General features: G+C 72.8%; 21 protein-coding genes. 8 read left to right on the plus strand and 13 right to left on the minus strand.

Annotation, left to right across the window (positions count from 1 at the left end):
- Nucleotides 1-22: 22 nt before the first annotated feature.
- The 6 genes from pcaDC to ACFXC1_RS10225 form a co-directional block, all read right to left on the minus strand.
- Entirely contained in the window at nt 23-1,315 is a 1,293-nt protein-coding gene (gene pcaDC / locus ACFXC1_RS10200) for a bifunctional 3-oxoadipate enol-lactonase/4-carboxymuconolactone decarboxylase PcaDC (protein WP_381241897.1), read from the minus strand.
- Nucleotides 1,316-1,448: 133 nt separating this feature from the next.
- Complete coding sequence (locus tag ACFXC1_RS10205) at nt 1,449-3,479, minus strand: SWIM zinc finger family protein (protein ID WP_463293406.1); 2,031 nt, start codon at nt 3,477-3,479, stop codon at nt 1,449-1,451.
- A 557-nt stretch (nt 3,480-4,036) separates the two neighbouring features.
- On the minus strand, nt 4,037-6,871 hold the full coding sequence (locus tag ACFXC1_RS10210) for a DEAD/DEAH box helicase (protein ID WP_381241245.1): 2,835 nt from the start codon (nt 6,869-6,871) through the stop codon (nt 4,037-4,039).
- 97 nt (nt 6,872-6,968) lie between these two features.
- Entirely contained in the window at nt 6,969-7,550 is a 582-nt protein-coding gene (locus tag ACFXC1_RS10215) for a sugar kinase (protein ID WP_381241246.1), read from the minus strand.
- Entirely contained in the window at nt 7,547-8,695 is a 1,149-nt protein-coding gene (locus tag ACFXC1_RS10220; protein WP_381241248.1) for an ROK family glucokinase, read from the minus strand. Before ACFXC1_RS10220 ends, ACFXC1_RS10215 begins: the two co-directional genes overlap by 4 nt.
- Nucleotides 8,696-8,890: 195 nt before the next feature.
- Complete coding sequence (locus ACFXC1_RS10225; RefSeq protein ID WP_093632185.1) at nt 8,891-9,628, minus strand: GntR family transcriptional regulator; 738 nt, start codon at nt 9,626-9,628, stop codon at nt 8,891-8,893.
- Nucleotides 9,629-9,757: 129 nt separating this feature from the next.
- Between ACFXC1_RS10225 and ACFXC1_RS10230 the strand changes: the two genes are divergently transcribed.
- Nucleotides 9,758-10,774, plus strand: coding sequence for a Gfo/Idh/MocA family protein (locus ACFXC1_RS10230; RefSeq protein WP_381241250.1), 1,017 nt, complete (start codon nt 9,758-9,760; stop codon nt 10,772-10,774).
- On the opposite strand, the gene ACFXC1_RS10235 is transcribed toward ACFXC1_RS10230, so the two are convergent.
- The 5 genes from ACFXC1_RS10235 to ACFXC1_RS10255 form a co-directional block, all read right to left on the minus strand.
- Complete coding sequence (locus ACFXC1_RS10235) at nt 10,767-11,267, minus strand: hypothetical protein (protein ID WP_381241252.1); 501 nt, start codon at nt 11,265-11,267, stop codon at nt 10,767-10,769. The two genes, ACFXC1_RS10230 and ACFXC1_RS10235, sit on opposite strands and share 8 nt — an antisense overlap.
- The gene (locus tag ACFXC1_RS10240; RefSeq protein ID WP_381241900.1) at nt 11,268-11,678 is read right to left on the minus strand and encodes a PaaI family thioesterase; all 411 of its coding nucleotides are present in this window, start codon (nt 11,676-11,678) and stop codon (nt 11,268-11,270) included.
- 109 nt (nt 11,679-11,787) lie between these two features.
- A complete protein-coding gene (locus ACFXC1_RS10245) occupies nt 11,788-12,972 on the minus strand; it encodes a cytochrome P450 family protein (RefSeq protein WP_381241254.1) in 1,185 nt (394 codons plus the stop codon).
- Nucleotides 12,973-13,038: 66 nt separating this feature from the next.
- The gene (locus tag ACFXC1_RS10250) at nt 13,039-13,725 is read right to left on the minus strand and encodes a response regulator (protein ID WP_381241255.1); all 687 of its coding nucleotides are present in this window, start codon (nt 13,723-13,725) and stop codon (nt 13,039-13,041) included.
- 38 nt (nt 13,726-13,763) lie between these two features.
- Complete coding sequence (locus tag ACFXC1_RS10255) at nt 13,764-15,011, minus strand: sensor histidine kinase (protein ID WP_381241257.1); 1,248 nt, start codon at nt 15,009-15,011, stop codon at nt 13,764-13,766.
- A gap of 253 nt (nt 15,012-15,264) precedes the next feature.
- Here ACFXC1_RS10255 and ACFXC1_RS10260 point away from each other — a divergent pair, with 253 nt between their 5' ends.
- On the plus strand, nt 15,265-15,654 hold the full coding sequence (locus tag ACFXC1_RS10260; RefSeq protein WP_019071217.1) for a ribonuclease: 390 nt from the start codon (nt 15,265-15,267) through the stop codon (nt 15,652-15,654).
- Between the two features lie 167 nt (nt 15,655-15,821).
- Here the strand turns inward: ACFXC1_RS10260 and ACFXC1_RS10265 are convergent, their stop codons facing one another.
- Both ACFXC1_RS10265 and ACFXC1_RS10270 read right to left on the minus strand, forming a co-directional pair.
- Complete coding sequence (locus ACFXC1_RS10265; RefSeq protein ID WP_381241259.1) at nt 15,822-16,898, minus strand: DUF6745 domain-containing protein; 1,077 nt, start codon at nt 16,896-16,898, stop codon at nt 15,822-15,824.
- 108 nt (nt 16,899-17,006) lie between these two features.
- Nucleotides 17,007-17,333 (minus strand): hypothetical protein, encoded by a 327-nt coding sequence (locus ACFXC1_RS10270; protein ID WP_381241261.1) that lies wholly within the window; start codon nt 17,331-17,333, stop codon nt 17,007-17,009.
- Between the two features lie 166 nt (nt 17,334-17,499).
- Between ACFXC1_RS10270 and ACFXC1_RS10275 the strand changes: the two genes are divergently transcribed.
- The 6 genes from ACFXC1_RS10275 to ACFXC1_RS10300 all read left to right on the plus strand — a co-directional run bounded on the left by ACFXC1_RS10275 (nt 17,500) and on the right by ACFXC1_RS10300 (nt 24,173).
- Entirely contained in the window at nt 17,500-18,459 is a 960-nt protein-coding gene (locus ACFXC1_RS10275) for an STM4015 family protein (RefSeq protein ID WP_381241263.1), read from the plus strand.
- Nucleotides 18,456-19,673, plus strand: a complete 1,218-nt coding sequence (locus ACFXC1_RS10280; protein WP_381241265.1) for an STM4014 family protein — start codon at nt 18,456-18,458, stop codon at nt 19,671-19,673. The genes ACFXC1_RS10275 and ACFXC1_RS10280 overlap by 4 nt, the downstream gene beginning before the upstream one ends.
- 96 nt (nt 19,674-19,769) lie before the next feature.
- Nucleotides 19,770-20,585, plus strand: coding sequence for an STM4013/SEN3800 family hydrolase (locus ACFXC1_RS10285; protein ID WP_381241902.1), 816 nt, complete (start codon nt 19,770-19,772; stop codon nt 20,583-20,585).
- A complete protein-coding gene (locus ACFXC1_RS10290) occupies nt 20,582-21,919 on the plus strand; it encodes an STM4012 family radical SAM protein (protein ID WP_381241267.1) in 1,338 nt (445 codons plus the stop codon). Before ACFXC1_RS10285 ends, ACFXC1_RS10290 begins: the two co-directional genes overlap by 4 nt.
- Nucleotides 21,920-21,928: 9 nt before the next feature.
- Nucleotides 21,929-22,852: an STM4011 family radical SAM protein gene (locus tag ACFXC1_RS10295; RefSeq protein WP_381241269.1), complete on the plus strand. Its 924-nt coding sequence runs from the start codon at nt 21,929-21,931 to the stop codon at nt 22,850-22,852.
- 322 nt (nt 22,853-23,174) lie between these two features.
- A complete protein-coding gene (locus tag ACFXC1_RS10300; protein ID WP_381241271.1) occupies nt 23,175-24,173 on the plus strand; it encodes a CHRD domain-containing protein in 999 nt (332 codons plus the stop codon).
- The last annotated feature ends 85 nt before the right edge of the window (nt 24,174-24,258 follow it).

Below are 24,258 nucleotides of genomic sequence, written 5' to 3' on the forward strand. Positions count from 1 at the left end.
GCTTTCGGTACCAGCCTGAAGATCACTCGGTGGGGGTCGTCTCCTCGCGGATGACCTGCTGGGCGACCTTGAAGGCGCTGTTCGCCGCGGGCACTCCGCAGTACACGGCCGCCTGCAGCAGCACCTCCTTGATCTCGACCGGGGTGAGGCCGTTGCGCAGCGCCGCCCGGGTGTGGAAGGCCAGTTCCTCCAGGTGTCCGCCCGCGACCAGCGCGGTGAGGGTGACACAGCTGCGCGAACGCCGGTCGAGGCCGGGCCGGTCCCAGATCTCGCCCCACGCGTACCGCGTGATGAACTCCTGGAAGTCCCCGGAGAACTCGTCCGCCTGCGCCAGCGCCCGGTCCACATGCGCGTCGCCGAGCACCTCCCGGCGGACCTTGATCCCGGCGTCGTAGGGATCCGGACGGCCCATGACCTGCGGCGGCACGGGAGGCGGCGGTGCGATCTCGGCGATGGGCGCGGCCTGTTGCGGCGCGGCGAGGACCGGCCTGACCGGGGGCGCCACGATGGCCATCTGCCCGGTGGACTGGTCGTAGGGCGGCTGCCAGGCGGTGGAGAAGTGCCGGACCAGGAGGTCGGTGACGGCGGCGGGCTGCTCGACCGGGACCAGGTGCGAGGCGCCGGGTACGACCGCGAGGCGGGCGTCCGGGATGCCGGCTACCAGGGTACGGGCCTCGGCGGGTCCGGTGACCTGGTCGTCCGAGCCGACGAGGACGAGGGTCGGCACGCCGATACGGGCGAGTTCGGACCGTACGTCGAACGCGGCGAGCGCCTCGCAGGCGGCGATGTAGCAGCCGGGGTCGGTGGTGCGCACCATCTGTACGGCCCACTCGGTGATCGCGGGCTGCGTGGCGGCGAAACCGCCGGTGAACCATCGCTCGGGCGACGAACGGGCAATGGGGTCGAGCCCGTTGGTGCGCACGATCACCCCGCGCTGGCGGAACTCGTCCGCCGTGCCGAAACGGGGCGAGGCCGCGATCAGCGCCAGCGAGGCCACCCGCTCCGGGTGGCGCAGGACCAGTTCGAGACCGACCGCGCCGCCGAGCGCGCAGCCCGCGTAGCCGAAGCGCTGCACGCCGAGCGCGTCGAGGGTGGCGAGCAGCCGGTCGGCCAGGTCGGAGACCGAACCGGCCGGATGCGCGGGCGAGCCGCCGTGGCCCGGCAGGTCGAACCGGAAGACCCGCCACTGCTTCGCCAGTTCGGGCACCTGGCGGTCGAACATGTGCCACGTGGTCCCGAGCGACGGCCCCAGGATGAGGACAGGGGCGTCTTCGGGGCCGTCGAAGCGGTACTGGAGGGCGGGGCTGTTGTTCATGTCGCTCACCGCTCCAACGTATCCGCCGTTTCTTAGGGCCCGGCTGTGGGGCCCCCGGTCTCCGCACCCGGCTCCCACACTTCGGTGGGGAACTCTCACATCGTCTTCACCGCGCGGCGAGCGGGGCCGGGGCTCAGAGTTCGCCGGGGGCGCCGAGGCCTGTCAGTGCGCCGACCGGGTCCAGGTCGGGGGTGCCTCTGGGCCACCAGTCGTCGTGGCCCGGTTCCGATTCGTAGGCGTACCACAAGCCGTCGCGGCCCAGGCGGAGTTGGACATGGCCGCGGGGGTGGGTGAGGTGGTTGTGCCAGGGGCGGAAGGCCGGGAGGTCGGCGGCGAGGAGCAGCGGGCGGGCCCGGTCGAAGCGGCCGGCCGGCGGATCCCAGGGCTCCTCCAGCACATCGAGTCCCTCGATGCCGCCCTGCCGCCAGGCGGCGACCGCGCGCGCCAGCTCACCCGGGGTGCGTCCGGTGGCCTTGGCGAGGGAGGCGTAGAGGGAGCGGGTGGTGGCGGTCAGCCCCGAGCCCGGACGGGCGGCGGCCAGCCGTACCGCGTCCTGCCACAGGGTCAGCTCCCCGACCGGATCCCGGCCGGTACTGAGCAGCGCGTGCGCGCGGGCGGCGGCGTCGGTCGCCAACTGGTCGAGGGCGAAGGGGTCCGGGCCGCCGGGCGCCGCCGGGTACACGGGAGGCTGCTCGGGGTGCGGGGGTGTGGGCAACGGGGGTGGGAGCGGCGGGAGTCGGCGGTCCGTCGCGAGTGCTTCCGTGGCCCGCACGCCGGGGAGCTGGGCCGGTTCCTGCTCCTGGGCGGCGCGGGCGGCCCGGGCCGCGTTGCGGCGCGACAACGCGTCGAGCAGCGGGCGTTCGCCCCGGCCGCGCAGCAGGAGCAGCACGAAGGGGTCGGCGTCGAGGAGGCGCGCGGTCTGGTAGCAGAGGGCGGCGGCGTGCTTGCAGGGGTGCCCGACGTCGGGGCAGCTGCAGTGCGGGTCCAGATCACCGGGCCCCGGCAGCAACGGAACTCCGCACTCGGCAAGGGACTTGGGCATCTCCTTGTCCAGCAGCGCGGCGATGTGCCCGGGCTGTTCGGCGGCGGCGTCCAGGAACCGGTCCCAGTCGCCGTCGTCCAGCGTCCGCAACCGCACCTGTACCCGGTACGGCCGCGGACGGCTGCCCTGCACATACGCGAGCACGAGCCCCGGCGTCACGGTGATCGCGTCGACGTGGCCCTTCTCGGCGTAACCACGCCCGCGCGCAAGCCGCTTGGCGTCCAGCGCGCCTTCCTCCAACGCCGTGACCCAGGCGTTTCCCCACCAGGTCTCGGCGAAGTTGGTGTCCTTCGACGGCTTGGGCGGGAACGCGGGGAAGGTACGGCGGAGGTCGCCGTCGCGGGTTGGGGAGGCCATGGAGGTGGGGAGTGTGGGGGTTGCGGGGGCGGGGGTGGAGCTGGGGGTTGTGGCCGTGGCTCGGGGTGCGGTGCGGTCCTGCGTCCGTTCGTTCCAACTCGCCTGGTCTTCGGGGGCGTTGTCGGCGGGCGGCACCGTGGTGAGGTCGTCGTCCTCCGGCATCCTGAAGGCGCCGGCGAGCATGTCCCGTACGGCGCGGGCCCGGTTGGCCCCGACACCGCCCGGCATTTGGGCGCGGGTTCGTGCGGTGCCGGTCGTGGTGGTGCCGGCGCCGGCGGGGGTGGAGGTCCGGTGGGGCGGTCGGGGCGCGGGCTCAACTCCCTTGCTCCCTGCGTCAGCCCGGGCCTGCTGGCTCTCCCGCCGGGCGGCTCGCAGTGCCTCGCGGGCGAGGTCGGCGGGCCGGGGGGACGGGGACGGCTGGTCAGGGGTGCGGTCGCCGGGGGCGGGAGCGGGGGCAGGGGGCGCCGGGTGGTCGCCTTGGTGCTCTACGGGGTCGGGAGTCTCCGGTTCGGTACGGGTGCTCTCGGGGGCGGTCGCTGCGGTTGCCTCACGTCGGATCGGCAGGGCGGTACGTAGTGCGGCTCGGGCGGCGTCACCGGGGCGTGGGGCGGGCGGTGAGGGATCGGCGGTCTGGGGTGCGGTGACCGTCGTGTCCTCGGCGCCGGTCACCACGGGAGCGGGGGACGCCAACGCCTCGGGATCAGTCGGCTCGGGCGCACGGGACACCGACTCCCGAGGACCGGCCGACACAGGCGTACGGGACACCGATGCCTCGGAACCGGATGGGACGGGCGCGCAGAGCACAGGCGCCTCAGAACCAGACGGCACGGGCGGGCGGGACACCGGCATCCCAGCACCGGTCGGCCGGGGCGCGCGCGGCACCGACCCCTCAGAACCGGCCGGCACAGGCGTGTTGACCACCGGGTCCCCAGGGGCCGCCGCATGCCCGGCGGGCTTCTCCGGCCCCCGCTCCCGCCGCTCACGCGCGGCCCGCAGTGCCTGTCGTGCCAGGTCGGCGGGGCGCGCGGCCGGCTGCTCGGGCTCTTCGCTCTCGCCAGGCGCGGGCCGCGTCCGCCCAAACTCGCCTTCGCTCTCGCCAGGCGCAGGCCGCGCTTGCTCCAACTCGCCTTCGCTCTCGCCAGGCGCAGGCCGCGCTTGCTCCAACTCGCCTTCGCTCTCGCCAGGCGCAGGCCGCGCTCGCCCCAACTCGCCTTCGCTCTCGCCAGGCGCGGGCCGCGCTCGCTCCAACTCGCCTTCGCTCACCGCGAGTTCTACGTCGCGCTCCGCTTCGCCCGCGCCCTGCGCACTCCCCTCCACTGCCGTCACGACTCCCTCCGCAACCGCACCAGGTCCGTCAGTTCACGGTCCGTCAGCTCGGTCAGGGACGACTCGCCGGAGCCGAGGATCGCGTCGGCCAACGCCCGCTTGGATTCGAGCATTTCGGCGATGCGGTCCTCGACCGTGCCCTCGGTGATGAGGCGGTGGACCTGGACCGGCTGGGTCTGGCCGATGCGGTACGCACGGTCCGTGGCCTGTTCCTCGACCGCCGGGTTCCACCAGCGGTCGAAGTGGACGACGTGGCCCGCCCGGGTGAGGTTCAGGCCGGTGCCCGCGGCCTTCAGGGACAGGACCAGGACCGGGGTCGCGCCGACTTGGAACCGGTCCACCATGCGCTCCCGCTCCGGTACCGGTGTGCCGCCGTGGAGCAGTTCGACCGGGACCGCGCGGGCGGACAGGTGGGAGGTGATCAGGCGGGCCATGCCGACGTACTGCGTGAAGACGATCGCGGAACCGTCCTCCGACAGCAGTGTGTCCAACAGCTCGTCCAGCAGGGCGAGTTTGCCGGAGCGGGCGGCGAGGCGGTCGCCGCCGGCCTGTGCCGCCGTGTGTTCCTCCTTCAGGTACAGCGCGGGGTGGTCGCAGATCTGTTTGAGGGAGGTGAGGAGCTTGAGGACCAGACCCCGGCGCGCGATGCCCTTCGTCGTCTCGATCGCCAGCATCGATTCGCGTACCACCGCCTCGTAGAGCGAGGCCTGTTCGCGGGTGAGCGGGACCGGGTGGTCGGTCTCGGTCTTGGGCGGCAGCTCGGGGACGATTCCGGGGTCGGACTTCTTGCGGCGCAGGAGGAACGGGCGGACCAGGCGGGCGAGTCGGGTCACCGCCTCCTCGTCCTCGCCGTTCTCCACCGCGCGCGCGTGCCGGGCGCGGAAGGACTTCAGGGGGCCGAGGAGTCCGGGGGTCGTCCAGTCCAGCAGCGCCCAGAGTTCGGAGAGGTTGTTCTCGACCGGGGTGCCGGTCAGAGCCACGCGCGCGGGGGACGGGATCGTGCGCAGGGCCTTCGCGGTCGCCGAGTACGGGTTCTTGACGTGCTGGGCCTCGTCGGCGACGACCATGCCCCAAGGCTGCTGGGCGAGCGTCGCCGCCGCCGAGCGCATCGTGCCGTACGTGGTGAGGACGAAGCCGCCGGTCAGGTCCTCCAGGCTGCGGTCCGCGCCGTGGAAGCGGCGGACGGGGACTCCGGCGGCGAAGCGCGTGATCTCCCGCTGCCAGTTGCCGAGGAGGGAGGCGGGGCAGATCACGAGGGTGGGGTCGCGGTGTGCGCGGCGCAGGTGGAGGGCGATGAGGGTGATGGTCTTGCCGAGGCCCATGTCGTCGGCGAGGCAGCCGCCGAGGCCGAGGGAGGTCATCAGGTCGAGCCAGGCCAGGCCCCGGAGTTGGTAGTCCCGGAGGGTCGCCTGGAGTCCGGGTGGTGGTTCGGCGGGTTGGACGCCCGCAGTGAGGCGGTCGCGCAGGGTGGCCAGCGCGCCGACCGGGACGGCCTCCACGCGCTCGCCGTCGACCTCCGCCGTGCCCGTGAGTGCGACGGACAGCGCGTCGACCGGGTCGAGCAGGCCGAGTTCGCGTTTGCGGGCCTTGCGGACGAGGGCCGGGTCGACCAGGACCCACTGGTCCCGGAGCCGTACGACCGGGCGGTGGGCCTCGGCCAGCAGGTCCATCTCGGCCTCGGTGAGCGGGTCGCCGCCGAGCGCCAACTGCCAACGGAACTGGAGGAGTTCCTCGCTCTCGAAGAAGCCCGTGCCGTCGGTCGCCGAGCCCGGTGCCGACCGGACCACGGCGGACACCGTCAGGTCCTGCGCCAGGTCCCGGGGCCAGTGGACGGCGACCCCGGCCGCCGCGAGCCGGGTGGCCGCCATGCCGAGCAGATCGCCCAACTCCTCCTCGGAGAGGGCGAGTACGTCGGGCACGTCCTGCTCGGTGAGGCGGTCCAGCGGGGGCCAGACGCGGGCGGCCCTGCGTACGGCCAGGGCGGCGTCCACGCGCGCGCGGGGGCCGAAGGCGGTGTCCGCCGTGCCCGCCCACAGGGCCGCAGCGTCGACCACGAGGGTGGGGTCGGCGAGGCTGTGCACCTGGACGATGGCCGCGCCCGCGCTGCGCACCCGGCCGCCGTCGTCGAACAGGTCGTAGGCCGAGAGGTCCAGGCGGAGCGAGATCCGCACGCCCGCGTCCATGCCGGCGGCGACCTCGGCGGCCCAGTCCTGGGCGTCGCGCAGGCGCTGCGGCGGGCGGGCCGCGAAGGGCATCCCGGAGGTGTACGGCGCGGCCGGGGTGCGGGGCAGGGTGTCCGCGACGGCGTCCAGGAAGGACCGCATCAGCGCTTCCGGCTCGGGCAGCCGGAGCGGGCCGGGGCCGGGCAGCGGGACGGCGTGTCCCTCGTACGGGAGGGCCGCCGCGACCGCGCGGACGTGTGCGATGTCCTCGGGCTCCAGGGGGCCCGCCCGCCATGCGTCGTGGCCCGACGCGGTGAGGCCGGGGAGCAGTCGGCCGCGGGCGGCGAGCCGCAGCGCGTGCAGGGCGGCGGCGCCCCAGCAGGCCGTGGCGGGATGGGCGGCGGGGTTCCGGCGGGCGCGCACGAGCAGGGGCAGCGCCGCTTCGATCGGCAGGGTCAGCGCGGGGGTGGGCCTGCGGCGGGCTCCGGCGCCGTGTCGTCGTACGACCGTCAACTCGGTCTGTTCCACGCCCTCTTCGGCTTCGGGGAGGGCGCGCTCGCCGTCGGGGTCCCAGAAGGCGACGCGGCCCTCGCGCGGGACAACGGGGGACGGCAGGAAGACCGCGGCCAGCCGTACGGAGATCTGCTCCATGAGTGCCGTGTCCGTCATACGTCCTGTCACCTCCCGCCCGTCAGTCGTGTCAGCTGTCTTCGACTCTACGGGCGGGGTCTGACAATCGGCCCCGGCGACCGGCCGGGGCCGCCCGCTAGGGAACCGTGCGGGAGACGACGTAGACCATGGGGAGGGCCGGATCGGACAGGTTCACCACGACGTCCTGGGTGGGTGCCGGGTCCTTCTGCTTGTTGACCACGCCCCACCAGGGGCCGGGGCCGGTGAACTTCCAGCCGGTGATCTTCTGGTCGCGGTCGCTGATGGTGATGTCGTTCTTCTTCAGCGTGTCCCGGTCGACGCCTATGCCGGCGAGGAAGGTGTCCAGGCCGGCCTCGGAGGTCTGGAACTGGACGTAGAGGCGGCTGGTCTTCCAGTTGTTGGTCTCGTAGAAGGCGACCTCTTCGGCCGGGTGCGGGACCGGTACCTGGTAGAGGCGGCGCTGGACCTTGGAGGGCCAGCCCACGGTGAGGCCGGTCGCCGAGTACTTGGCCTCCTTGTCCTTACCGCTTTTGCGGCTCTGGTTCGCGGAGATCGCCAGATAGACGGCCGGTACGCCGATGAGCAGCACGATGATGAGCAGGGTGAGCGCTCGGCGGCGGGCCTTGTGGCGGGGGTCCTCGGGTGGCCGGGGCGGCTCGTCCTGGGGGGTGGCCTGGCGGGGCAGCGATGCGATCATGCGGTGTCCTGGGTGCCGCGCCGGGACTCGGCGAACCGCTCGTAGCGCTCGTACCGCTCGACACGGCGGCGCTTGGCGCGGCGGAAGCGGCGGGCGACCAGCCGGGCGAGGTCGGCGGCGCCGACCATGCCGGCCTCGGGGCCGAGCTGGGCGCGCACTATGCGGGCCTCGGGGCGGTAGCCGCGGCCGGTGAGCTGGCGCTTGAAGGCGTCCCGCGCGGGGCCGATCAGCAGGTCGTCGGCGGCCGAGACACCGCCGCCGATGACGAAGCAGGAGGGGTCGAGGGCGGCGGCGAGGTTGGCGATGCCCACGCCGAGCCACTGGCCGATGTCCTGGAGCAGCTCGATGCACATGGCGTCGCCCTCGCGGGCGAGTTCGGTGATCATCGGTCCGGTGATGTCGCCGATACTGCCCTTGACGTGCTCGATGATCCCGTAGGCCACCGGGGAGTCGGCCGCGGCCAGTTCGCGGGCCTCCCTGACCAGCGCGTTGCCGGAGCTGTACTGCTCCCAGCAGCCTCGGTTGCCGCACGGGCAGCGGTGGCCGCCGGGCACGACCTGCATATGGCCGAACTCGCCGGCGACACCGTACTTGCCGCGCTTGACCTGACCGTCCTCCAGGATCGCGCCGCCGATACCGGTGCCGAGCGTGATCATGACGAGGTGGTCCTCGCCGCGGCCGGCGCCGAAGCGCCACTCGGCCCAGGCGGCGGTGTTGGCGTCGTTGTCCACCAGGACGGGGACGGAGAGCCTGCTCGTGATGCGGTCCCTGAGGGGCTCGTTCCGCCAGGACAGGTGGGGCGCGAACAGGACGCGGTTGCGCTCGGCGTCGACCCAGCCGGCCGCGCCGATGCCGACAGCGTGCACGTCGTGCCGGTCGGACAGGTCCAGGACCAGTTCGACGATGGTGTCCTCGACGACCTTGGGGCTCTTGGACTTGTCCGGGGTCTCCGTGCGGAGCTTCTCCAGGATGTTGCCGTCGGCGTCCACGACGCCCGCCATGACCTTGGTGCCGCCGATGTCGATGCCGACCGTGGGCACGCGGGGGGCGGTCAGGTGGGACCTGCGCTCCCGCGTGCCGACGGTTCGGAGCGCCGGGGCGCGGCGGGAGCCTATGGGGGCGCTGAAATTGCCGTAGGTGCTCATCAGGCCCGATTCTGCCTCACCGTGACCGTGGGTGCTGTGCGGGGGCGTATGGGGGGTGCGGATCGTTGTCCTGTGCGGGTGCGTTGTGGCTGGTCGCGCAGTTCCCCGCACCCCTGAAAGGGGCGCTGCAGCGGGCGGCAATTGAACTCACACTGTCCGGACATTATGACAAACATCGCGGGCGAAGCGGTGCACTCAGGGACGTACCAAGAGCTGGAACTCGAACGAATAGCGGGTCGGCCGATACGTATGGCTGCCGAATTCGACCGCTCGGCCCGTGTCGTCGAATGTCGTGCGCTGCATGGTGAGGAGTGGGGCGCCCTCGGTCTCGGCCAGACGCTCGGCCTCCTCGGCCGTCGCGCCGCGGGCTCCGATGGACTGGCGGGCGCTGTGCAGGGTGATTCCGGCGGTGCGCATCATCCGGTACAGACCGGTGGCCTCCAGCTGCGCGGTGTCCAGGGCCAGCAGGCCGAGCGGGAGGTGGTTGGAGAGGTACGCCATCGGCTCGCCGTGCGCGAGGCGCAACCGGTCGATGCGGTGTACGTCGCTGCCCTCGGCCACACCGAGTGCCGCCGCCACCTCCGCGGACGCCGGGACGACGGTGTTGACGAGAACTTTCGTGGCGGGGCGCTGTCCGGCCGCCTCGAGGTCGTCGAAGAGGCTGCTGAGTTCGAGCGGTCGCTTGACCTGGCTGTGCACGACCTGGGTGCCGACGCCCCGGCGGCGCACCAGGAGGCCCTTGTCGACGAGGGACTGGATGGCCTGGCGGACCGTGGGCCGGGACAGGCCGAGCCGGGCCGCCAGCTCGATCTCGTTGCCCAGCAGACTGCCCGGGGTCAGCGAGCCGTGCTCGATCGCGGCCTCCAGCTGTTGGGACAGCTGGAAGTACAGCGGCACCGGGCTGCTCCGGTCCACGCTGAGCTCGAGCGGCACTGTCGGGTCCACATCTGGTTTCGGCACGGGCCGAGCGTAGCTCTGTGAATGGTTGACGGGAAGTGATGTAGTTCGATTGTCCGGACATACGCATTGACAGCGTGCCTGGTCGGCCCTCAGTTTGTTCCCATGCGCATCGGAGTCATCGGTACGGGCCGCATCGGGACCATCCATGCCAGGACGCTCAGCCGTCATCGTGAGGTCGGTTCGCTGATCCTCACCGACGTGGACCCGGTACGGGCCCAGGAGCTGGCGAACCGGCTGGGGGAAACGGCGGCACCGAGTACGGAGGAGATCTTCAAGTGGGGCGTGGACGCCGTGGTGATCACTACGGCGACATCGGCGCACGCCGAATTAATCGGCAGGGCGGCACGCTCCGGGCTCCCGGTGTTCTGCGAGAAACCCATCGCGCTCGATCTGCCCGGTTCGTTGGCGGCGATCACCGAGGTCGAGACGGCGGGAACGATCCTTCAGATGGGGTTCCAGCGCCGGTTCGACAAGGGCTACACGGGTGCCCGGGAGGCGGTGCGCTCGGGGCGGCTGGGACGGCTGCACACGGTCCGCGCGATGACCTCCGACCAGACCCCGCCCCCGGCCGCCTATCTGCCGATCTCCGGCGGGCTGTACCGGGACACCCTGATCCACGACTTCGACATGCTGCGCTGGGTGACCGGGCGCGAGGTGGTCGACGTGTTCGCGGCCGGGTCGGACGCCGGGCCCGCGATGTTCCGCGAGGCCGGTGACATCGACACGGCCGCCGCCGTCCTCACGCTGGACGACGGCACCCTGGCCACGGTGACGGCCACCCGGCTGAACGGGGCGGGCTACGACGTCCGGATGGAACTGGCCGGTGAGCTGGACCAGATCGTGGTGGGCCTGGACGACCGCACCCCGATCGCGTCCACCGAGCCGTCCGGGCCGCCGGCCGCGACCAAGCCGTGGACCGGCTTCCTCGAGCGCTTCGGGCCCGCCTATGAGGCCGAGCTGATCGCCTTCGTCGAGGTCGTGGTCGGCCAGCGCACCAATCCGTGCGACGGGCGCGAGGCCCTCCAGGCGCTGCGCATCGCCGAGGCGTGCGAGGTGTCCCGGCGCGAGCGAAGACCGGTCCGACTCTGTGAGATCGCGGGCGGGCACGCCCTCAGTTGAGCAGCCGTATCGCCGGGGTCACCGCGTCCGTGGCGGCCCCGGAGTCGCAGTGCGGGCAACGCAGTTCGCGCGGCCGTCCCTGGTTGGTCTGGATGCTGTACGTGGCCGCCTCCTTCGCCTCGGGGCAGTAGGAGCGCAGGTGCAGCCGCACCCAGGGGTGGCTGGTCGGGGCCATGGCGGGCCTGCTGTTCCTGGTGTCCTCGAAGGGCGCCCACCAGAAGTCGACCAGGGCCCGCAGGGCCAGCCGCTCGGGGCCCGAAGTCGTGTCGTACGCGGCGATCCGGCCGGCCGCGCGGTGCCGCTGGAGACCGCTGCGGCTGCCGGAGCACAGGGCCTGCTCGGCACCGCACTCGAACACCTGCGTGCGGCCGGTCCGCTCGCAGACGAAGCAGTCGACGGTGAACTCCAACTGTGGACTCCAGTGCAGATGGTGCCCGTTGTCCCCGGCGAAGGGCCCGGTCAGTTCGGCGGTGATCTCCGCGGTGCGCAGCATCTACGACCCCCCTCCGGACGTACGGACCGGCAGCACCGTGCCCTGGGCGACCGCGCAGAGGGACTCCGTGCCGTCGTCGGCGACCGCGAGGACGTCGCAGCGGACCACGGCCTGGCGGCGGCCGGACTGGACGACCTCGGCCCGGGCGCGCAGGGTGGTGCCGGTGGCCGGGCGGACGTACTGGATGGTGAGACCGCCGGTGAGGACCGCGGGGCCGAGGACGGTGCCGCCGGCGAAGGTGAGCGCGTTGTCGGCGGCGTAGGCGAGGACTCCGCCGTGCACGAAGCCGTTCTGCTGGTGGAGATCCTCCCTGATGTCGATCTCCAGCGTGGCGCCACCGTCCCCGAAGGCGCTCAGCCGCGCGCCGATCAGCCTGCTGAAGGGCTGGCTCTCCAGCGCCTTCCGGGCCATGGCCAGGTCGAACTCCACGAGTGCGGTCACAAGAACGGGCCTCCCAGGGCTTCCACTACGGCTTTCGTCTCACCTTCGACGGCTGCTGCGGCCGTCCGGTGGGGCCGTTCTACCAGCGCACCGGCAGGCTGCGCATCCCGCGCATCAGCATGCCCGGGAGCCAGTCGCCGGGCGGGCCGTCCAGGGCGAGGCCGGGGGCGCGCTCCAGCAGAGTGCGTATCGCCGTGCGTGCTTCGAGGCGGGCCAGCGGGGCGCCCAGGCAGTAGTGGATGCCGTGGCCGAAGGCGAGGTGGCCGCGGCTGTCGCGGCGGATGTCGAAGCGGTCCGGGGCGGGGAAGCGGCCCGCGTCGCGGTCGGCTGCCGTCAGGCCGACCATGACCGCGTCGCCCTTCTCGATGTGGATGCCCGCGATGTCCAGGGGTTCCGCGGCGAAGCGGAACGTGCCGTTCTCCACCGGGCCCTCGTAGCGCAGCATCTCCTCGATCGCACCGTCGAGGAGGGTCATGTCGGCGCGCAGGGCGGCGAGTTGGTCCGGGTGCGCGAGCAGGGCGTGGACGCCGCTGGTGAGGAGGTTGACGGTGGTCTCGTGGCCGGCGATGAGCAGGATGAAGGCCATGCCCCGCAGTTCCTGCGGGGAGAGCCGGTCGCCGTCCTCGGCGGTGGTGCGGATCAGGTCGCTGAGGAGGTCTCCGCCCGGGCCCGCGCAGCGCTTGTCCTCGATCAGGTCGGCGAGGTACTCGGCGAGCCGTACGAACGCGTCGTACTCGCTGCCCGAACTGCTGGGCGCCACCGCCTCCGTGGACAGTTTGCGGAACTCCGCGCGGTCCATGTCGGGCACGCCGAGCAGCTCGCAGATCACGGTGATGGGCAGCGGGTAGGAGAGCGATTCGACGAGATCCGCGCGGCCGGGCGGCAGCATCGCGTCGAGGAGCTCGTCGGTGATCTGCTGGACGCGCGGGCGCAGTTCCTCGACGCGGCGCATGGTGAAGGAGCGAGTGATGAGCCCGCGCAGGCGGGTGTGCTGCGGCGGGTCGGCGGTCAGCAGGTACTTGCCGATCAGCTCCTCGTCGAGGAACGTCACCCCGATCTTGCCGCCGTCCTTGGCCAGCCGGGGGTCGGCGAGCGCCGCGCGCGCCTCCTCGTACCCCACGATCAGCCAGGTCACATGGTGCTCGTCGGGCTCCGGCAGCCGCACGAGGTGCACCGGTCCGCGCTCGCGCAGCATGGCGTACACCGGATGCGGGTCCCGTCGGAACTCCGCGCCGAACTCTCCTAAATCGATTGCCTCGGTCAATGCGCTGCCCCCTCCGGACGATCCCCCGAGATCTCCCAGTGCAGTGGGAACGTGCGGCGGCAGCGGCTAGTGCCCGGCGTCGCCGTCCTCTTCGAGGAGGCCCGCGTCGTACGCCAACAGGGCGATCTGCACACGGTTGTTGAGGTCGAGCTTGGCCAGGATGCGGGAGACGTGGGTCTTGACGGTGGCGACGCTCATGAACAGGCCGGTGGCGATCTCGGCGTTGGCGAGGCCCTGTCCGACGGCGACGGCGACCTCGCGTTCGCGGTCTCCCAGGACGGCGAGGCGGGCACGCGCGCGTGCGCGACGGGTGTCGGTACCGGTGCCCGTGCCGGCCGCGTGCTCCATCAACTGGCGGGTGACCGCGGGCGACAGGACGGGATCGCCGGCCGCGACCCGGCGTACCGCGTCGAGGATCTCGGCGGGCCGGGTGTCCTTGAGGACGAAGCCGGCGGCGCCCGCGCGGAGGGCGCGTAGCACCTGTTCGTCGGCGTGGAAGGTGGTGAGGACGATGATCTGCGGGGCGTCGCCCCGGACGCGCAGCCGCTCGGTGGCGGTCAGTCCGTCCACCGACGGCATGCGGATGTCCATGAGGACGACGTCCGGGTGGACGCGGTCGACGAGTTCCTCGACCTCGCCGCCGTCGGCTGCCTCTCCGACGATCTCGATGTCGGCGGCACCGCCCAGCATGAGGGACAGTCCGGCCCGCACCAGCGGGTCGTCGTCGACGAGGAGCAGTCTGATCGCGGTCATGGGGCTACGTAACCACGGCCCCGCGGGGCGGCGCCGGGTCACCCCCAGGGCAGCCAGGCCCGGACCCGGAATCCGCCGCCCGTCTCCGGGCCGTGTTCGAGCCGTCCCCCCGCCAGGGTCGCCCGCTCGGTCAGACCGATCAGGCCCTGACCCGAGCCGGGGACGTGCGGGACCGCGCCCTCCGGGGGCGGGTTGTGCACGGCGACCACGAGGCCGTCGCCCGGGGTGCCGCTGACGGTCACCGTGACCTCGGTGCCGGGGGCGTGTTTGCGGGCGTTGGTGAGGCCCTCCTGGGCGATGCGGTAGGCGGTGCGGCCCACGGAGGCGGGCACCGTCGCGGGGTCGGTGACGCGGTTGACGAGGGCGACCTTCATGCCGGCCTCGCGGGACTCGGTGACCAGGGCGTCCAGGGCGCCGAGGGTGGGCTGCGGGCGGCCCGTGTCGTCGGGCTCGCCGGCGCGCAGGACTCCGATGATCTCGCGCAGGTCCTGGAGCGCCTCGTGGGCGCTCTCCCGGATGACGCCGGCCGCCCGCGCGACCTCCTCGCGGGGCGCGTCCGGCCGGAACTCCAGCGCTCCGGCGTGCACGCTGAGCAGGGTCAGCCGGTGGGCGAGCACGTCGTGCATCTCGCGGGCGATGGCCTCCCGGGCGAGCCGCTGGGCCTGCTCGGCGCGGAGCTCGGCCTCGGTCTCGGCGCGCCGGGCGCGGTCGCGCAGGCTGAGCATGAGCTGCCGCTTGGAGCGGACGAACATGCCCCAGCCGATGACGGTGAGGGTGAACAGTTCGGTGAACGCGACCGCGCCGGCGTACGGCAGGTCGGGGTCGGGGCGCAGCCAGAAGAAGAGCGGGGTCAGGGCGAGCTGGATGCCGCCGATCCAGGCCACGTACCGGAAGGGGCGGTGCACGGCGAGCGTGAAGAGGGCGACCAGGCCGGCGCCGCCCGCGGTGGTCGAGACGAGGCCGACGGGGATCATGGCGATGGCCAGCCCGACCGGCCAGCGGCGGCGCAGCCACACCGCGAAACAGGCGAGGACTCCGATCAGCTGGTCCACGACGGCCAGGGGGTGCGGGGTCGCGGTGTCGTTGTTGAGGGTCTGCGCGGCGGCCAGCCCGATGATCACGGCCAGCAGGAAGCACGAGGTGTCGACGACCCAGTCGCGCGCGGTACGGCGGGGCCGCCCCGGCCGCTCCACGTCGGGATCGAGTTCGTCGGCCACGGCGGACGGCAGCAGCCAGCGGCGCCCCGCGAACGCCGGCGGTACCTGCGCGGTCCTGTCATCGGTCACGGTCGACAAATCTACGCAGGGCCGGGCCCTGGTCACCCCACCCCGACGGGGATCGTCGACCAAAGTCGCGGCATCACAGACTTTCGGCGGACATGCCTCGCCCCGCGGTCCGCGGAGGTGTTCCCCGCCCGTGCGGGGACCGCGTGGAGACGACGCGCGCCAAGTTAACTTCCCGAAAACTCATCGGACTTGACGGGAAAATCTCCGCAGTTGTCATTGACATGCCACTATCTACGCGCGTCATCATGAGCGCATGAGATTCCCCCCACGAATCACCGGCATCGGCGCGGCAGCCGCCGTTCTGTCCACTCTCCTCATCGGCGGCACCGTCGCCACCGCGACTCCGGCGGCAGCCGCGGTCGGCAGCATCTGCTACAGCGACCTGCCTTCCCAGGCGTACGACACGCTCGACCTGATCGCGACGAACGGGCCGTTCCCGTACTCGCAGGACGGCGTCGTCTTCCGCAACCAGGAAGGCGTCCTCCCCAGCCAGGCGTCCGGGTACTACCACGAGTACACGGTCAAGACTCCCGGCTCGTCCACGCGCGGAGCGCGGCGGATCGTCACCGGGAAGAAGACCCAGGAGGACTACTACACCTCGGACCACTACGTCACCTTCGACCTGATCAACTTCGGCTGCTGAGCCGAACGGTCAGGTCCGTTCCGTAGCCACCCGGGCGTCCGGATCCCACCGGCTGCACCATCGCTCACCCCTCGCCCCGCGGCTCCCCCCACGATCATGGGCCGCGGGGCGAGGCACGTCCCGCCACCGGTCGGAGCCGGGCCTCGTCCGGCCGCGTACGAGGACTGTCAGGTCTCCCGCTGCGGTGCGTACGCCTCCGCGTCCAGGCCGAAGGTCCAGGCCACCCCGGCTCTGGCCGTGCGCGTCGACGGCGGGACCCGCAGCCAGTACGTGCGGTGGGTGCCGTCGGGTTCCGGTGTGGAGTTGAGGACCTCCACCATGACCACGGGCTCGTCGTCGGCCAGGTCGATCCGCCACAGCGTGCCCGTCTCGTCCCGGTGCAGGGGGCGGGCGCCCGAATCGGCGAGGTACCGGTCGTAGCCGTAGTACTCGAGCATCACGCGGCGCAGCTCGGCGTTCTCCTCGGCCCGGACGCGTTCCGGTGTCAGCGTGGGCAGTTCGGCCAGGAAGGCGGCCGGGACCGGCATGCCGCGCCAGGCGTGCAGGGCGAAGCCGTCCGGGTACGCGAGCGCCGGGCCGTCCCCGTGGTCGAGTCGTCCCGCCTCGTCGCGGTGGAGGGCCGAGGGGCGCTCCGACACCACCGCGACCCGCGCGAACGGCCACCACCAGCCGGCGCCGCGGCACACGGCGGACAGCGCGTCGATCGGGCCGTCGTCGGCGGGGAACGCCGCGAGCCACGGTGCGTCGTGCTGCCCGAGGACGGCGTCCAGGAGGATCAGCCGGATCTGCGCGGCCTCTTTGCCGGTGTCGCCCCCGGCCAGGTCCTCGATCACGCCCGTACGGATCCGGTCCACCAGGGCCTGCGTCGACGGCCACAGCCGTCCGCCGGTCGCCGCCCAGTGCGCCGACCACCCGGCGGGCCCCAACTCGGCGTGCAGCCGCCGTCTCGCCGCCGCCCACGGCGCGCTGCGCACCGCGTCCCGGACGCTCGGGCCCCGGTCCGTCAGCTCCCGGACGAGAGCGACCGCCGCGCGCGGTGAACCCGCCCAGACCACACGCTCCGGTTCCGCGAGTCCCGCCAGCCGGTAGGCCCGCCGGACGCCCTCCTCGGCGCTCGCCCGGTCGGCGGGGCCGGTCGCCGAGGCCCACATCCGCCACCGCGCGAGGTCGACGGAGGGGCCGAACGGCGTTCCCCCGTCGTCGAGTTGGGCCCCGTCGGCACCTTGCTCCGCGATCGCCGTCATACTCCCCGCTCCCCCGCCCGACTTCCAGCCCATCGTCCCGTCCACTCCCACGTGCCCGTCCTCCACTGGCTGCCCGCCGCTCTCGTACCGCCGGTGCGTCCCCGTCCTTCAGTCGGCCACGATCCGTACGGACCCGGGCACGTACTCCCGCTGTCTGACGACCCGGAACCACCCCTTGGGCAGCGCGATCGCCGCGTGCTCCTCGTGCACCACCCGCCCGCCCTGGGGCAGATGGAGCAGCAGCGGACCGTAGGGACCCGGCTCGCGCACCAACTCCCCCGGCCCGACGACCGCGTGGGCGTGGCCGGTCACCTCCCCGAGCGCCAGCACGAGCCGCCCGCGTCCGTCGCGCCGCTCGCGCGGGGCGTGCTCCGCGTGGGCGGGCACCGCGTCCTGCGCGACGGGCACGATCAGCACGTCTCCCTGTCGGTACATGGCTGTCCCCTCACCGCCGGGTGCTTCGCGCACCGGCCTCATGCCCACGACGTTAGGCGCCACCACTGACAACGCCCGGGCCACGCCCCGCCGATGGGCACTGTCAGTGCCCGTTGATAGAAATGCGCATCACACACCACGCACTCTTCTTCTCAGGAGCGGCCGCATGACCATCGGTGAGCACCTCGACGCGCTGTACCGGCTGCCGTCGTTCACCTTTCCCGGGCCGGACGCCCCGGCCGACCGCCTGCCCGAGCCGGACTCGGTCGCCTGGCGCCTCGGCGGCAACGTGTACGACAACGACGAGGCGTGGACCGACGCGTTCGCCCGCTTCCGCGCCGCCGTCGACACGACCCGGGTCCGGGCCCTGATCATCGGCGGCTGGGACGATGCCTACGACAGCGCGCCCACGCCGATCGTCGAGGCGCTCGTGGAGTCCCGGGACACCTTCCCCGCGCTGCGCGCGCTGTTCCTCGGCGACATGGTGATGGAGGAGTGCGAGATCTCCTGGATCCACCAGTCCGACGTCACCCCGCTGCTCAACGCCTACCCGGCGCTCGAGGAGTTCGGGGTGCGCGGCGGCACCGGGCTGGAGTTCACCGCGCTGCGGCACGGCGCGCTGCGCCGACTGGTGGCCGAGACGGGCGGACTGCCCGTGGAGGTGGTGCGCGGCATCGGCGCCAGTGACCTGCCCGCGCTGGAGCACCTGGACCTGTGGCTCGGCACGCCTGACTACGGCGGGGACAGCGAGGCCGCCGACCTGGAGCCGATCCTGTCCGGTGCCCGGCTGCCGCGGCTGCGGCATCTGGCCCTGCGCAACAGCGAGATGCAGGACGCGGTGGCCGCCGCGGTCGCCGCCGCCCCGGTGGTGGAGCGCCTGGAGGTGCTGGACCTGTCGATGGGCGTGCTGACCGACGAGGGCGCGGTCGCGCTGCTGAGCGGGCAGCCGCTGACGCATCTCAAGAAGCTGGACCTGCACCACAACTACCTCAGCGAGGCCGTCGCGGAGCGGGTACGGGAGACGTTGGTGGCGGCGGGCGTGGAGGTCGACCTGGACCGTGACGACGCCGACGAGGACACGGAGGACGACGGCACGGTCTGGCGCTACGTCGCCGTCGGGGAGTGACCGCGTCCGCCGCGGCCGGGCCGGCCGCCGTCACGTCGCCCGCCCGCACGGGCCTCCGGTTCGCCGTGGTCGGCAACCCCGAGAACCGCAGGGTGTCCCTCTTCGCGGACGCCGTCCGCGCGGCCGGGCTGCCCGCGCCCCGTGTCGTCGCCTGGACGGACGTCCTCCGCGCGCGGGGAGCGGACTTCGCCGCCGACGAGTTCGTCCGGGTCGACTCCCCCGGCGAGAACCCCGAGGTCGACCGGCTGCTGCGGGGTGCCGCGGATCCGACCCGGGTGGAGGGCTCGGCCCGCTGGTACGCGCGGTTCACCGCCGCGCTGCGCACGCTGCGCGGCGGCATCCACCTCGCCGACCCGGACGACCTGGCGGTGCTGTTCGACAAACGGGCGTGTCACGCCGTACTGGACGCGGCCGGTGTGCCCGTCCCGGACTCCCCCACGTCGGGTCCGCTCGGCGCGCGCGTGCAGGGCTGGGACGACGTGCGGGCGCTGATGCGCGAGCACCGGATGCCCCGGCTGTTCGTCAAGCCCGCGCACGGGTCGTCGGCGTCGGGTGTCCTCGCGGTCGAGACGGCGGGCGGCGGCCGGATCAGGGCGACCACGTCCGTCGAGACCGGTCCGGACGGCGCGCTGCACAACTCCCTCCGGGTGCGCCGCTATCACGACGAGCGGGAGGTCGCCCGCATCGTGGACGCGCTGGCGCCTGACGGGCTGCATCTCGAACGCTGGGTGCCGAAGGCCTCCCAGGCGGGCCGGGCGGCGGATCTCCGGGTGGTCGTCGTGGCGGGCCGGGCCACCCACGCGGTGGTGCGCACCAGTCGCGGGCCGCTGACCAATCTGCATCTGGGCGGCAGCCGTGGCGACCTCGACGGCGTCCGGCGGGCCGTCACCGCCGCGGGCGCCCGGTGGTCCGACGTCCTGGACGTGTGCGAGCGCGCCGCGTCCCGCTTCCCGCGCACGCTGTGCGTCGGCGTCGACCTGCTGCCGGCCGTGGACTGGCGGCGCGCCTTCGTCGGCGAGGTCAACGCCTTCGGCGATCTGCTGCCCCGGCTCACCGGACTGCCCGGCAGCGGCGCGGAGGGTCTGGACACCTACGGCGCACAGGTGGCGGCCGTCCTGCGCGCACCGGCCACCAGAGCCTGTCCGGCGGATCAGGTCGCAGGAAAGCGTCAGCGCCTGATCAGCGCCGACGACCGACGACAACGCCGCAGGTGAACGGCCAGACCCCGCGTCTGCGGCATGATCCGCCGAACAGGCCGTGGCGGGCCGCTCACCCGTACAGAACAGGAACAGCCCATGCCTGAGCCCGACATGAACGCGGTCGTCGGCGACCACGACATCCTGCTGGTCACCCTCGACACGCTGCGGCACGACGTGGCCGCCGAGCTGGCGGCCGAGGGGCGCATCCCGAATCTGGCCCGCCAACTGCCCGGCGGACGCTGGGAGAAGAGGCACGCCCCGGGCAGTTTCACCTACGCCTCGCACCAGGCGATCTTCGCCGGGTTCCTGCCCACTCCGGCCCAACCGGGCCCGCATCCACGGCTGTTCGCGGCGAGCTTCGCCGGCAGCGAGACGACCGCCGAGGGCACCTTCGTCTACGACACCCCCGACCTGGTGTCCGGACTGGCGGCGGCCGGCTACCGCACCGTCTGCGTCGGGGGCGTGGGCTTCTTCAACCGGCGCGGTCCGCTGGGCTCCGTACTGCCCGGCCTGTTCCAAGAGGCGCACTGGGAGGAGGAGTTCGGCGTCACCTCGCCGCACTCCTTCGAGAACCAGATCGACCGTGTGGAACAGGTGGTGAGCCAACTGCCCGCCGAACAGCGCCTGTTCCTGTTCGTGAACGTGTCGGCGCTGCACCAGCCCAACTGGTTCCACCTGCCCGGCGCGACCCGCGAGGCGGGTGACACCCGGGAGACGCACGCCGCCGCGCTGCAGTACGTCGACCGGCACATCGGGCGGCTGTTCGCCGCCGCCAGTTCCCGGCGCCCCTGCTTCGTCATCGTCTGCTCCGACCACGGCACCGCCTACGGCGACGACGGCTACACCGGCCACCGCCTCGGCCACGAGTCCGTGTGGACCGTGCCGTACGCCCACTTCTTCCTCGACCCCGCCGAGGCCGTCCGATGACCACCGCCCAGCAGACCGGCCCCTACCAGCACTACGTGTACGCCTATCCGCACAAGACGGCCTATCGACGCCTCCAGGACCGGCCCGCGCTGCGGGAGTTGTGGGCGGCGGAGGACCGGAGCGCGCTCTCGCTGTATGTGCACATACCGTTCTGCGAGGTCCGCTGCGGCTTCTGCAACCTGTTCACCCGCATCGGTGCCCCGGACGGCCTGACCGGCGCCTATCTCGACGCTCTGGAGCGGCAGGCGGACGCCGTCCGGGCGGCGCTCGGTGACGCGGAGCCGGTGCGGTTCGCCACCGCCGCGTTCGGCGGCGGCACCCCGACCTTCCTCACCGCGTCCGAGCTGGAGCGCCTGTGCGACATCGCCGAGCGGCGCATGGGCGCCGACCTGCGCGCGGTCCCGCTCTCCGTGGAGGCCTCCCCCGCCACGGCCACCGCGGACCGGCTCGCCGTCCTCGCGGAACGCGGGGCGACCCGCCTCAGCCTGGGCGTCCAGAGCTTCGTCGACTCCGAAGCCAGGGCCGCCGTACGCCCGCAGCGCCGCGCCGACGTGGAGGCGGCGCTCGGCCGGATCCGGGACGCCGGCGTCCCCGTCCTCAACATCGACCTGATCTACGGCATCGACGGCCAGACCGAGCGGACCTGGCGCGACTCCCTGGACGCGGCCCTGGCGTGGCGGCCCGAGGAGCTGTACCTGTACCCGCTCTACGTACGGCCGTTGACCGGTCTCGGCCGCCACCAGGGGGACGCCGGAGCCGACCCTGCGTGGGACGCGCAGCGGCTGTGCCTGTACCGGGCGGGACGCGACCACCTCCTCGCACACGGCTATGTCCAGCAGTCGATGCGGATGTTCCGCCGGGCCGACGCCCCGCCCCAGGGCGCCGACGACTACGCCTGCCAGACGGACGGCATGATCGGGCTCGGCTGCGGGGCGCGCTCGTACACGTCGGCGCTGCACTACTCGTTCGACTACGCGGTCGGCATGCACGAGATCCGCGGCATCATCGACGACTACGTCACGACGGCGGACTTCGCGCACGCGGAGGTCGGCTACCGCGTGGACGGACACGAGGCGCGCCGCCGTCACCTCCTCCAGTCCCTCCTCCAGGCCGAGGGGCTGTCCGTCGCCGACTACCGCGCCCGCTTCGGGAGTTCACCCGACGACGACTTCGGGGCGGAGCTCGACCGGCTGGCCGGGCGCGGCTGGCTGACCGACACGGCGGGCGGCCTCCTCGTACTCACCCCGGAGGGCCTCGCGCACTCCGACGCCGTGGGGCCGGAGCTGTTCTCCCCCGAGGTGCGGTCCGCCATGGCCGCCTACGAACGGAAGTGACGGACCGTCATGGATCTCACCGTCCTCTACCGGGGGCCGCTCGCGTCCTGCGACTACGACTGTCCCTACTGCCCGTTCGCCAAGCGCCGCGACTCGACCGCCCAACTCCGCGCGGACCGCGATGCGTTGGAGCGCTTCGCGCGCTGGGCGGCGGACAGCGAGGACGAGTTGTCGCTCCTGTTCACGCCGTGGGGCGAGGGGTTGGTCCGCTCCTGGTACCGGCGCACCCTCACCGAGCTGTCCCAACTGCCGCACGTCCGCCGGGTCGCCATCCAGACCAACCTGAGCTGCCGCACCGGCTGGCTCGCCGAGGCCGACCTCGACACGCTCGCCCTGTGGTGCACGTACCACCCGGGCCAGACCCCCTACGACCGCTTCCTGGGCAAGTGCCGCGACCTGGCCGACCGCGGGGTGCGGTTCAGCGTCGGCGTGGTGGGCCTGCCCGCCCATCTGGCGGCGGCCCGCCGGCTCCGCGCCGACCTGCCCCCGCACGTCTACCTCTGGATCAACGCGGCCGAGGGGCATACCTACGGCGACGCCGAGGCCGACGGCTGGACCGCGCTCGACCCCCTCTTCCCGTACAGCCGGCACCCGCACCGCAGTGCCGGACTCCCGTGCCGTACCGGCGAGTCCGTGATCTCGGTCGACGGCACCGGCACGGTCCGCCGCTGCCACTTCGTCCGCGACGAGCTGGGGAACCTGTACGACGGCTCCTACCGGGCGGCGCTGCGCCCGCGCGCGTGTCCGCTGGCCGTCTGCGACTGCCACATCGGCTATGTCCACCTGGAGTCCCTGCCGTTGTACGACGTCTTCGCGGGCGGTGTCCTGGAGCGGGTGCCGTCCGCCCTCCCCGGGCATGGCACCGTACGCGCCCTGACCCTCACGGCACGGTCGGTGTCCGGCGGAGGCGGCGACGACGGGCCGGACCGCTGAGCCGGCGGGCTTGTGCACCCGCGGGGGCGCGTCGGGCGAGGGCCGCATCCGGCGGTCTCCGTGCCCACCGCCCGCGCGGCAAGGGCGAGTTGCGAGCTGACGCCGGAGGCCTTCGCAGCCGTCACCGGCGCCCGGGCCGACGCCGCTCGGCGGACGGTCGATGTGCGCCGTAATGTCAATATCGTGTCCTCAGTGATGCCGTCCCTTCTCAGCCGTGTCTCAGGACTGTCATCGGCTGAGGGATCGTCCCCGGGGCCCCGTGAGTGAGGGAGAACGACCGCGGGGCAACCGCGGATCGGCAATCACGGGGAGAACGAGACACATGATGTTCAAGCGATTCGGGACCATCGCCGCGACCGCGATCACCGGCACCCTGCTCCTGACCGCCTGCAACGGCGTGGACGGTGCGGCCGACGCCACCGTGTCGCATCCGGCGGCGGGGGCGACGCAGGCGGCGGGTGCCATCGGCCGCTACTCCCAGAACGCCCCGGGGGCGCGGTACTTCACCACGATCCTCACCGGTGACAACGAGGTGCCCGTCAAGGGCAAGCCGGCGGTGGGCGACAAGGACGGCAGCGCGGTGGCCCTCATGCGCATCCAGGGCGACGAGGTGTCCTTCGCGTTCGCGTGGACGGGGATCGGCACCCCGACCATGGCCCACCTCCACCAGGGTGCCCGGGGCACCAACGGTGACGTGAAGATCCCGTTCTTCATGGAGAAGCTCAAGGGCGGCACGCCGTTCGTGTTCGGCACGGTGAAGGTCAAGGACGCCGACCTGCTGCGCAGCATCAAGGCGCATCCCGACCAGTTCTACTTCAACCTGCACACCGCCGAGTTCCCCGGTGGCGCGGTCCGTGGACAGGCCGTCGCACTGCCGGGCGCCGTCTCGCTGCCCGACGCCATCCGGCACTCGTCCCTGGCCGGCGTCGTCAAGGGCGCCCAGATCTACGCCTGCACCAAGCAGGACGACGGCTCCTACGCCTTCACCCAGGACAACGTCGACGCCACCCTCCGGGGCGGCATCCAGCACAGCTTCGCCAAGCACGGCCCGGCCGGCCCGCCGCAGTGGATCGCTCCCGACGGCTCCTCGGTGACCGGCACCGTCGTCAACAAGTTCGCCAACGGCACGGGCAACATCCCCCAACTCCTGCTCCGCGCACAGCAGACCGGCAAGAGTGAGGGCCTCCTGTCCAAGACCACCTCGGTCCTACGGCTCAACACCGCCGGCGGCGTCGCCCCGGCCGGCACCTGCAACCCGGCCAAGCAGCCCACCGCCCGCGTCCCCTACACGGCCGACTACCTGTTCCTCGCCACGAAGTAGCACCGACCGAACGGTCACACCCGGACACGGCCAGGGGAGGAGGGTCCCCCGCGGCGACGCAAACCCGCCTGGTTTAGCAAGACAA

The sequence above is a fragment of the Streptomyces hokutonensis genome (assembly GCF_042751305.1).
GTDB lineage: Bacteria > Actinomycetota > Actinomycetes > Streptomycetales > Streptomycetaceae > Streptomyces > Streptomyces hokutonensis_A.

Bases quoted from the DNA above. Each gene is read 5' to 3' on its own strand.
- ACFXC1_RS10210 (WP_381241245.1), bottom strand. From the start codon at position 6,871: ATGACGGACACGGCACTCATGGAGCAGATCTCCGTACGGCTGGCCGCG.
- ACFXC1_RS10220 (WP_381241248.1), bottom strand. From the start codon at position 8,695: ATGAGCACCTACGGCAATTTCAGCGCCCCCATAGGCTCCCGCCGCGCC.
- ACFXC1_RS10250 (WP_381241255.1), bottom strand. From the start codon at position 13,725: ATGACCGCGATCAGACTGCTCCTCGTCGACGACGACCCGCTGGTGCGG.
- ACFXC1_RS10300 (WP_381241271.1), top strand. From the start codon at position 23,175: ATGATGTTCAAGCGATTCGGGACCATCGCCGCGACCGCGATCACCGGC.
- ACFXC1_RS10275 (WP_381241263.1), top strand. From the start codon at position 17,500: ATGACCATCGGTGAGCACCTCGACGCGCTGTACCGGCTGCCGTCGTTC.
- ACFXC1_RS10285 (WP_381241902.1), top strand. From the start codon at position 19,770: ATGAACGCGGTCGTCGGCGACCACGACATCCTGCTGGTCACCCTCGAC.
- ACFXC1_RS10230 (WP_381241250.1), top strand. From the start codon at position 9,758: ATGCGCATCGGAGTCATCGGTACGGGCCGCATCGGGACCATCCATGCC.
- ACFXC1_RS10260 (WP_019071217.1), top strand. From the start codon at position 15,265: ATGAGATTCCCCCCACGAATCACCGGCATCGGCGCGGCAGCCGCCGTT.
- ACFXC1_RS10240 (WP_381241900.1), bottom strand. From the start codon at position 11,678: ATGGCCCGGAAGGCGCTGGAGAGCCAGCCCTTCAGCAGGCTGATCGGC.
- ACFXC1_RS10235 (WP_381241252.1), bottom strand. From the start codon at position 11,267: ATGCTGCGCACCGCGGAGATCACCGCCGAACTGACCGGGCCCTTCGCC.
- ACFXC1_RS10295 (WP_381241269.1), top strand. From the start codon at position 21,929: ATGGATCTCACCGTCCTCTACCGGGGGCCGCTCGCGTCCTGCGACTAC.
- ACFXC1_RS10270 (WP_381241261.1), bottom strand. From the start codon at position 17,333: ATGTACCGACAGGGAGACGTGCTGATCGTGCCCGTCGCGCAGGACGCG.
- ACFXC1_RS10290 (WP_381241267.1), top strand. From the start codon at position 20,582: ATGACCACCGCCCAGCAGACCGGCCCCTACCAGCACTACGTGTACGCC.
- ACFXC1_RS10265 (WP_381241259.1), bottom strand. From the start codon at position 16,898: ATGACGGCGATCGCGGAGCAAGGTGCCGACGGGGCCCAACTCGACGAC.
- ACFXC1_RS10215 (WP_381241246.1), bottom strand. From the start codon at position 7,550: ATGATCGCATCGCTGCCCCGCCAGGCCACCCCCCAGGACGAGCCGCCC.
- pcaDC (WP_381241897.1), bottom strand. From the start codon at position 1,315: ATGAACAACAGCCCCGCCCTCCAGTACCGCTTCGACGGCCCCGAAGAC.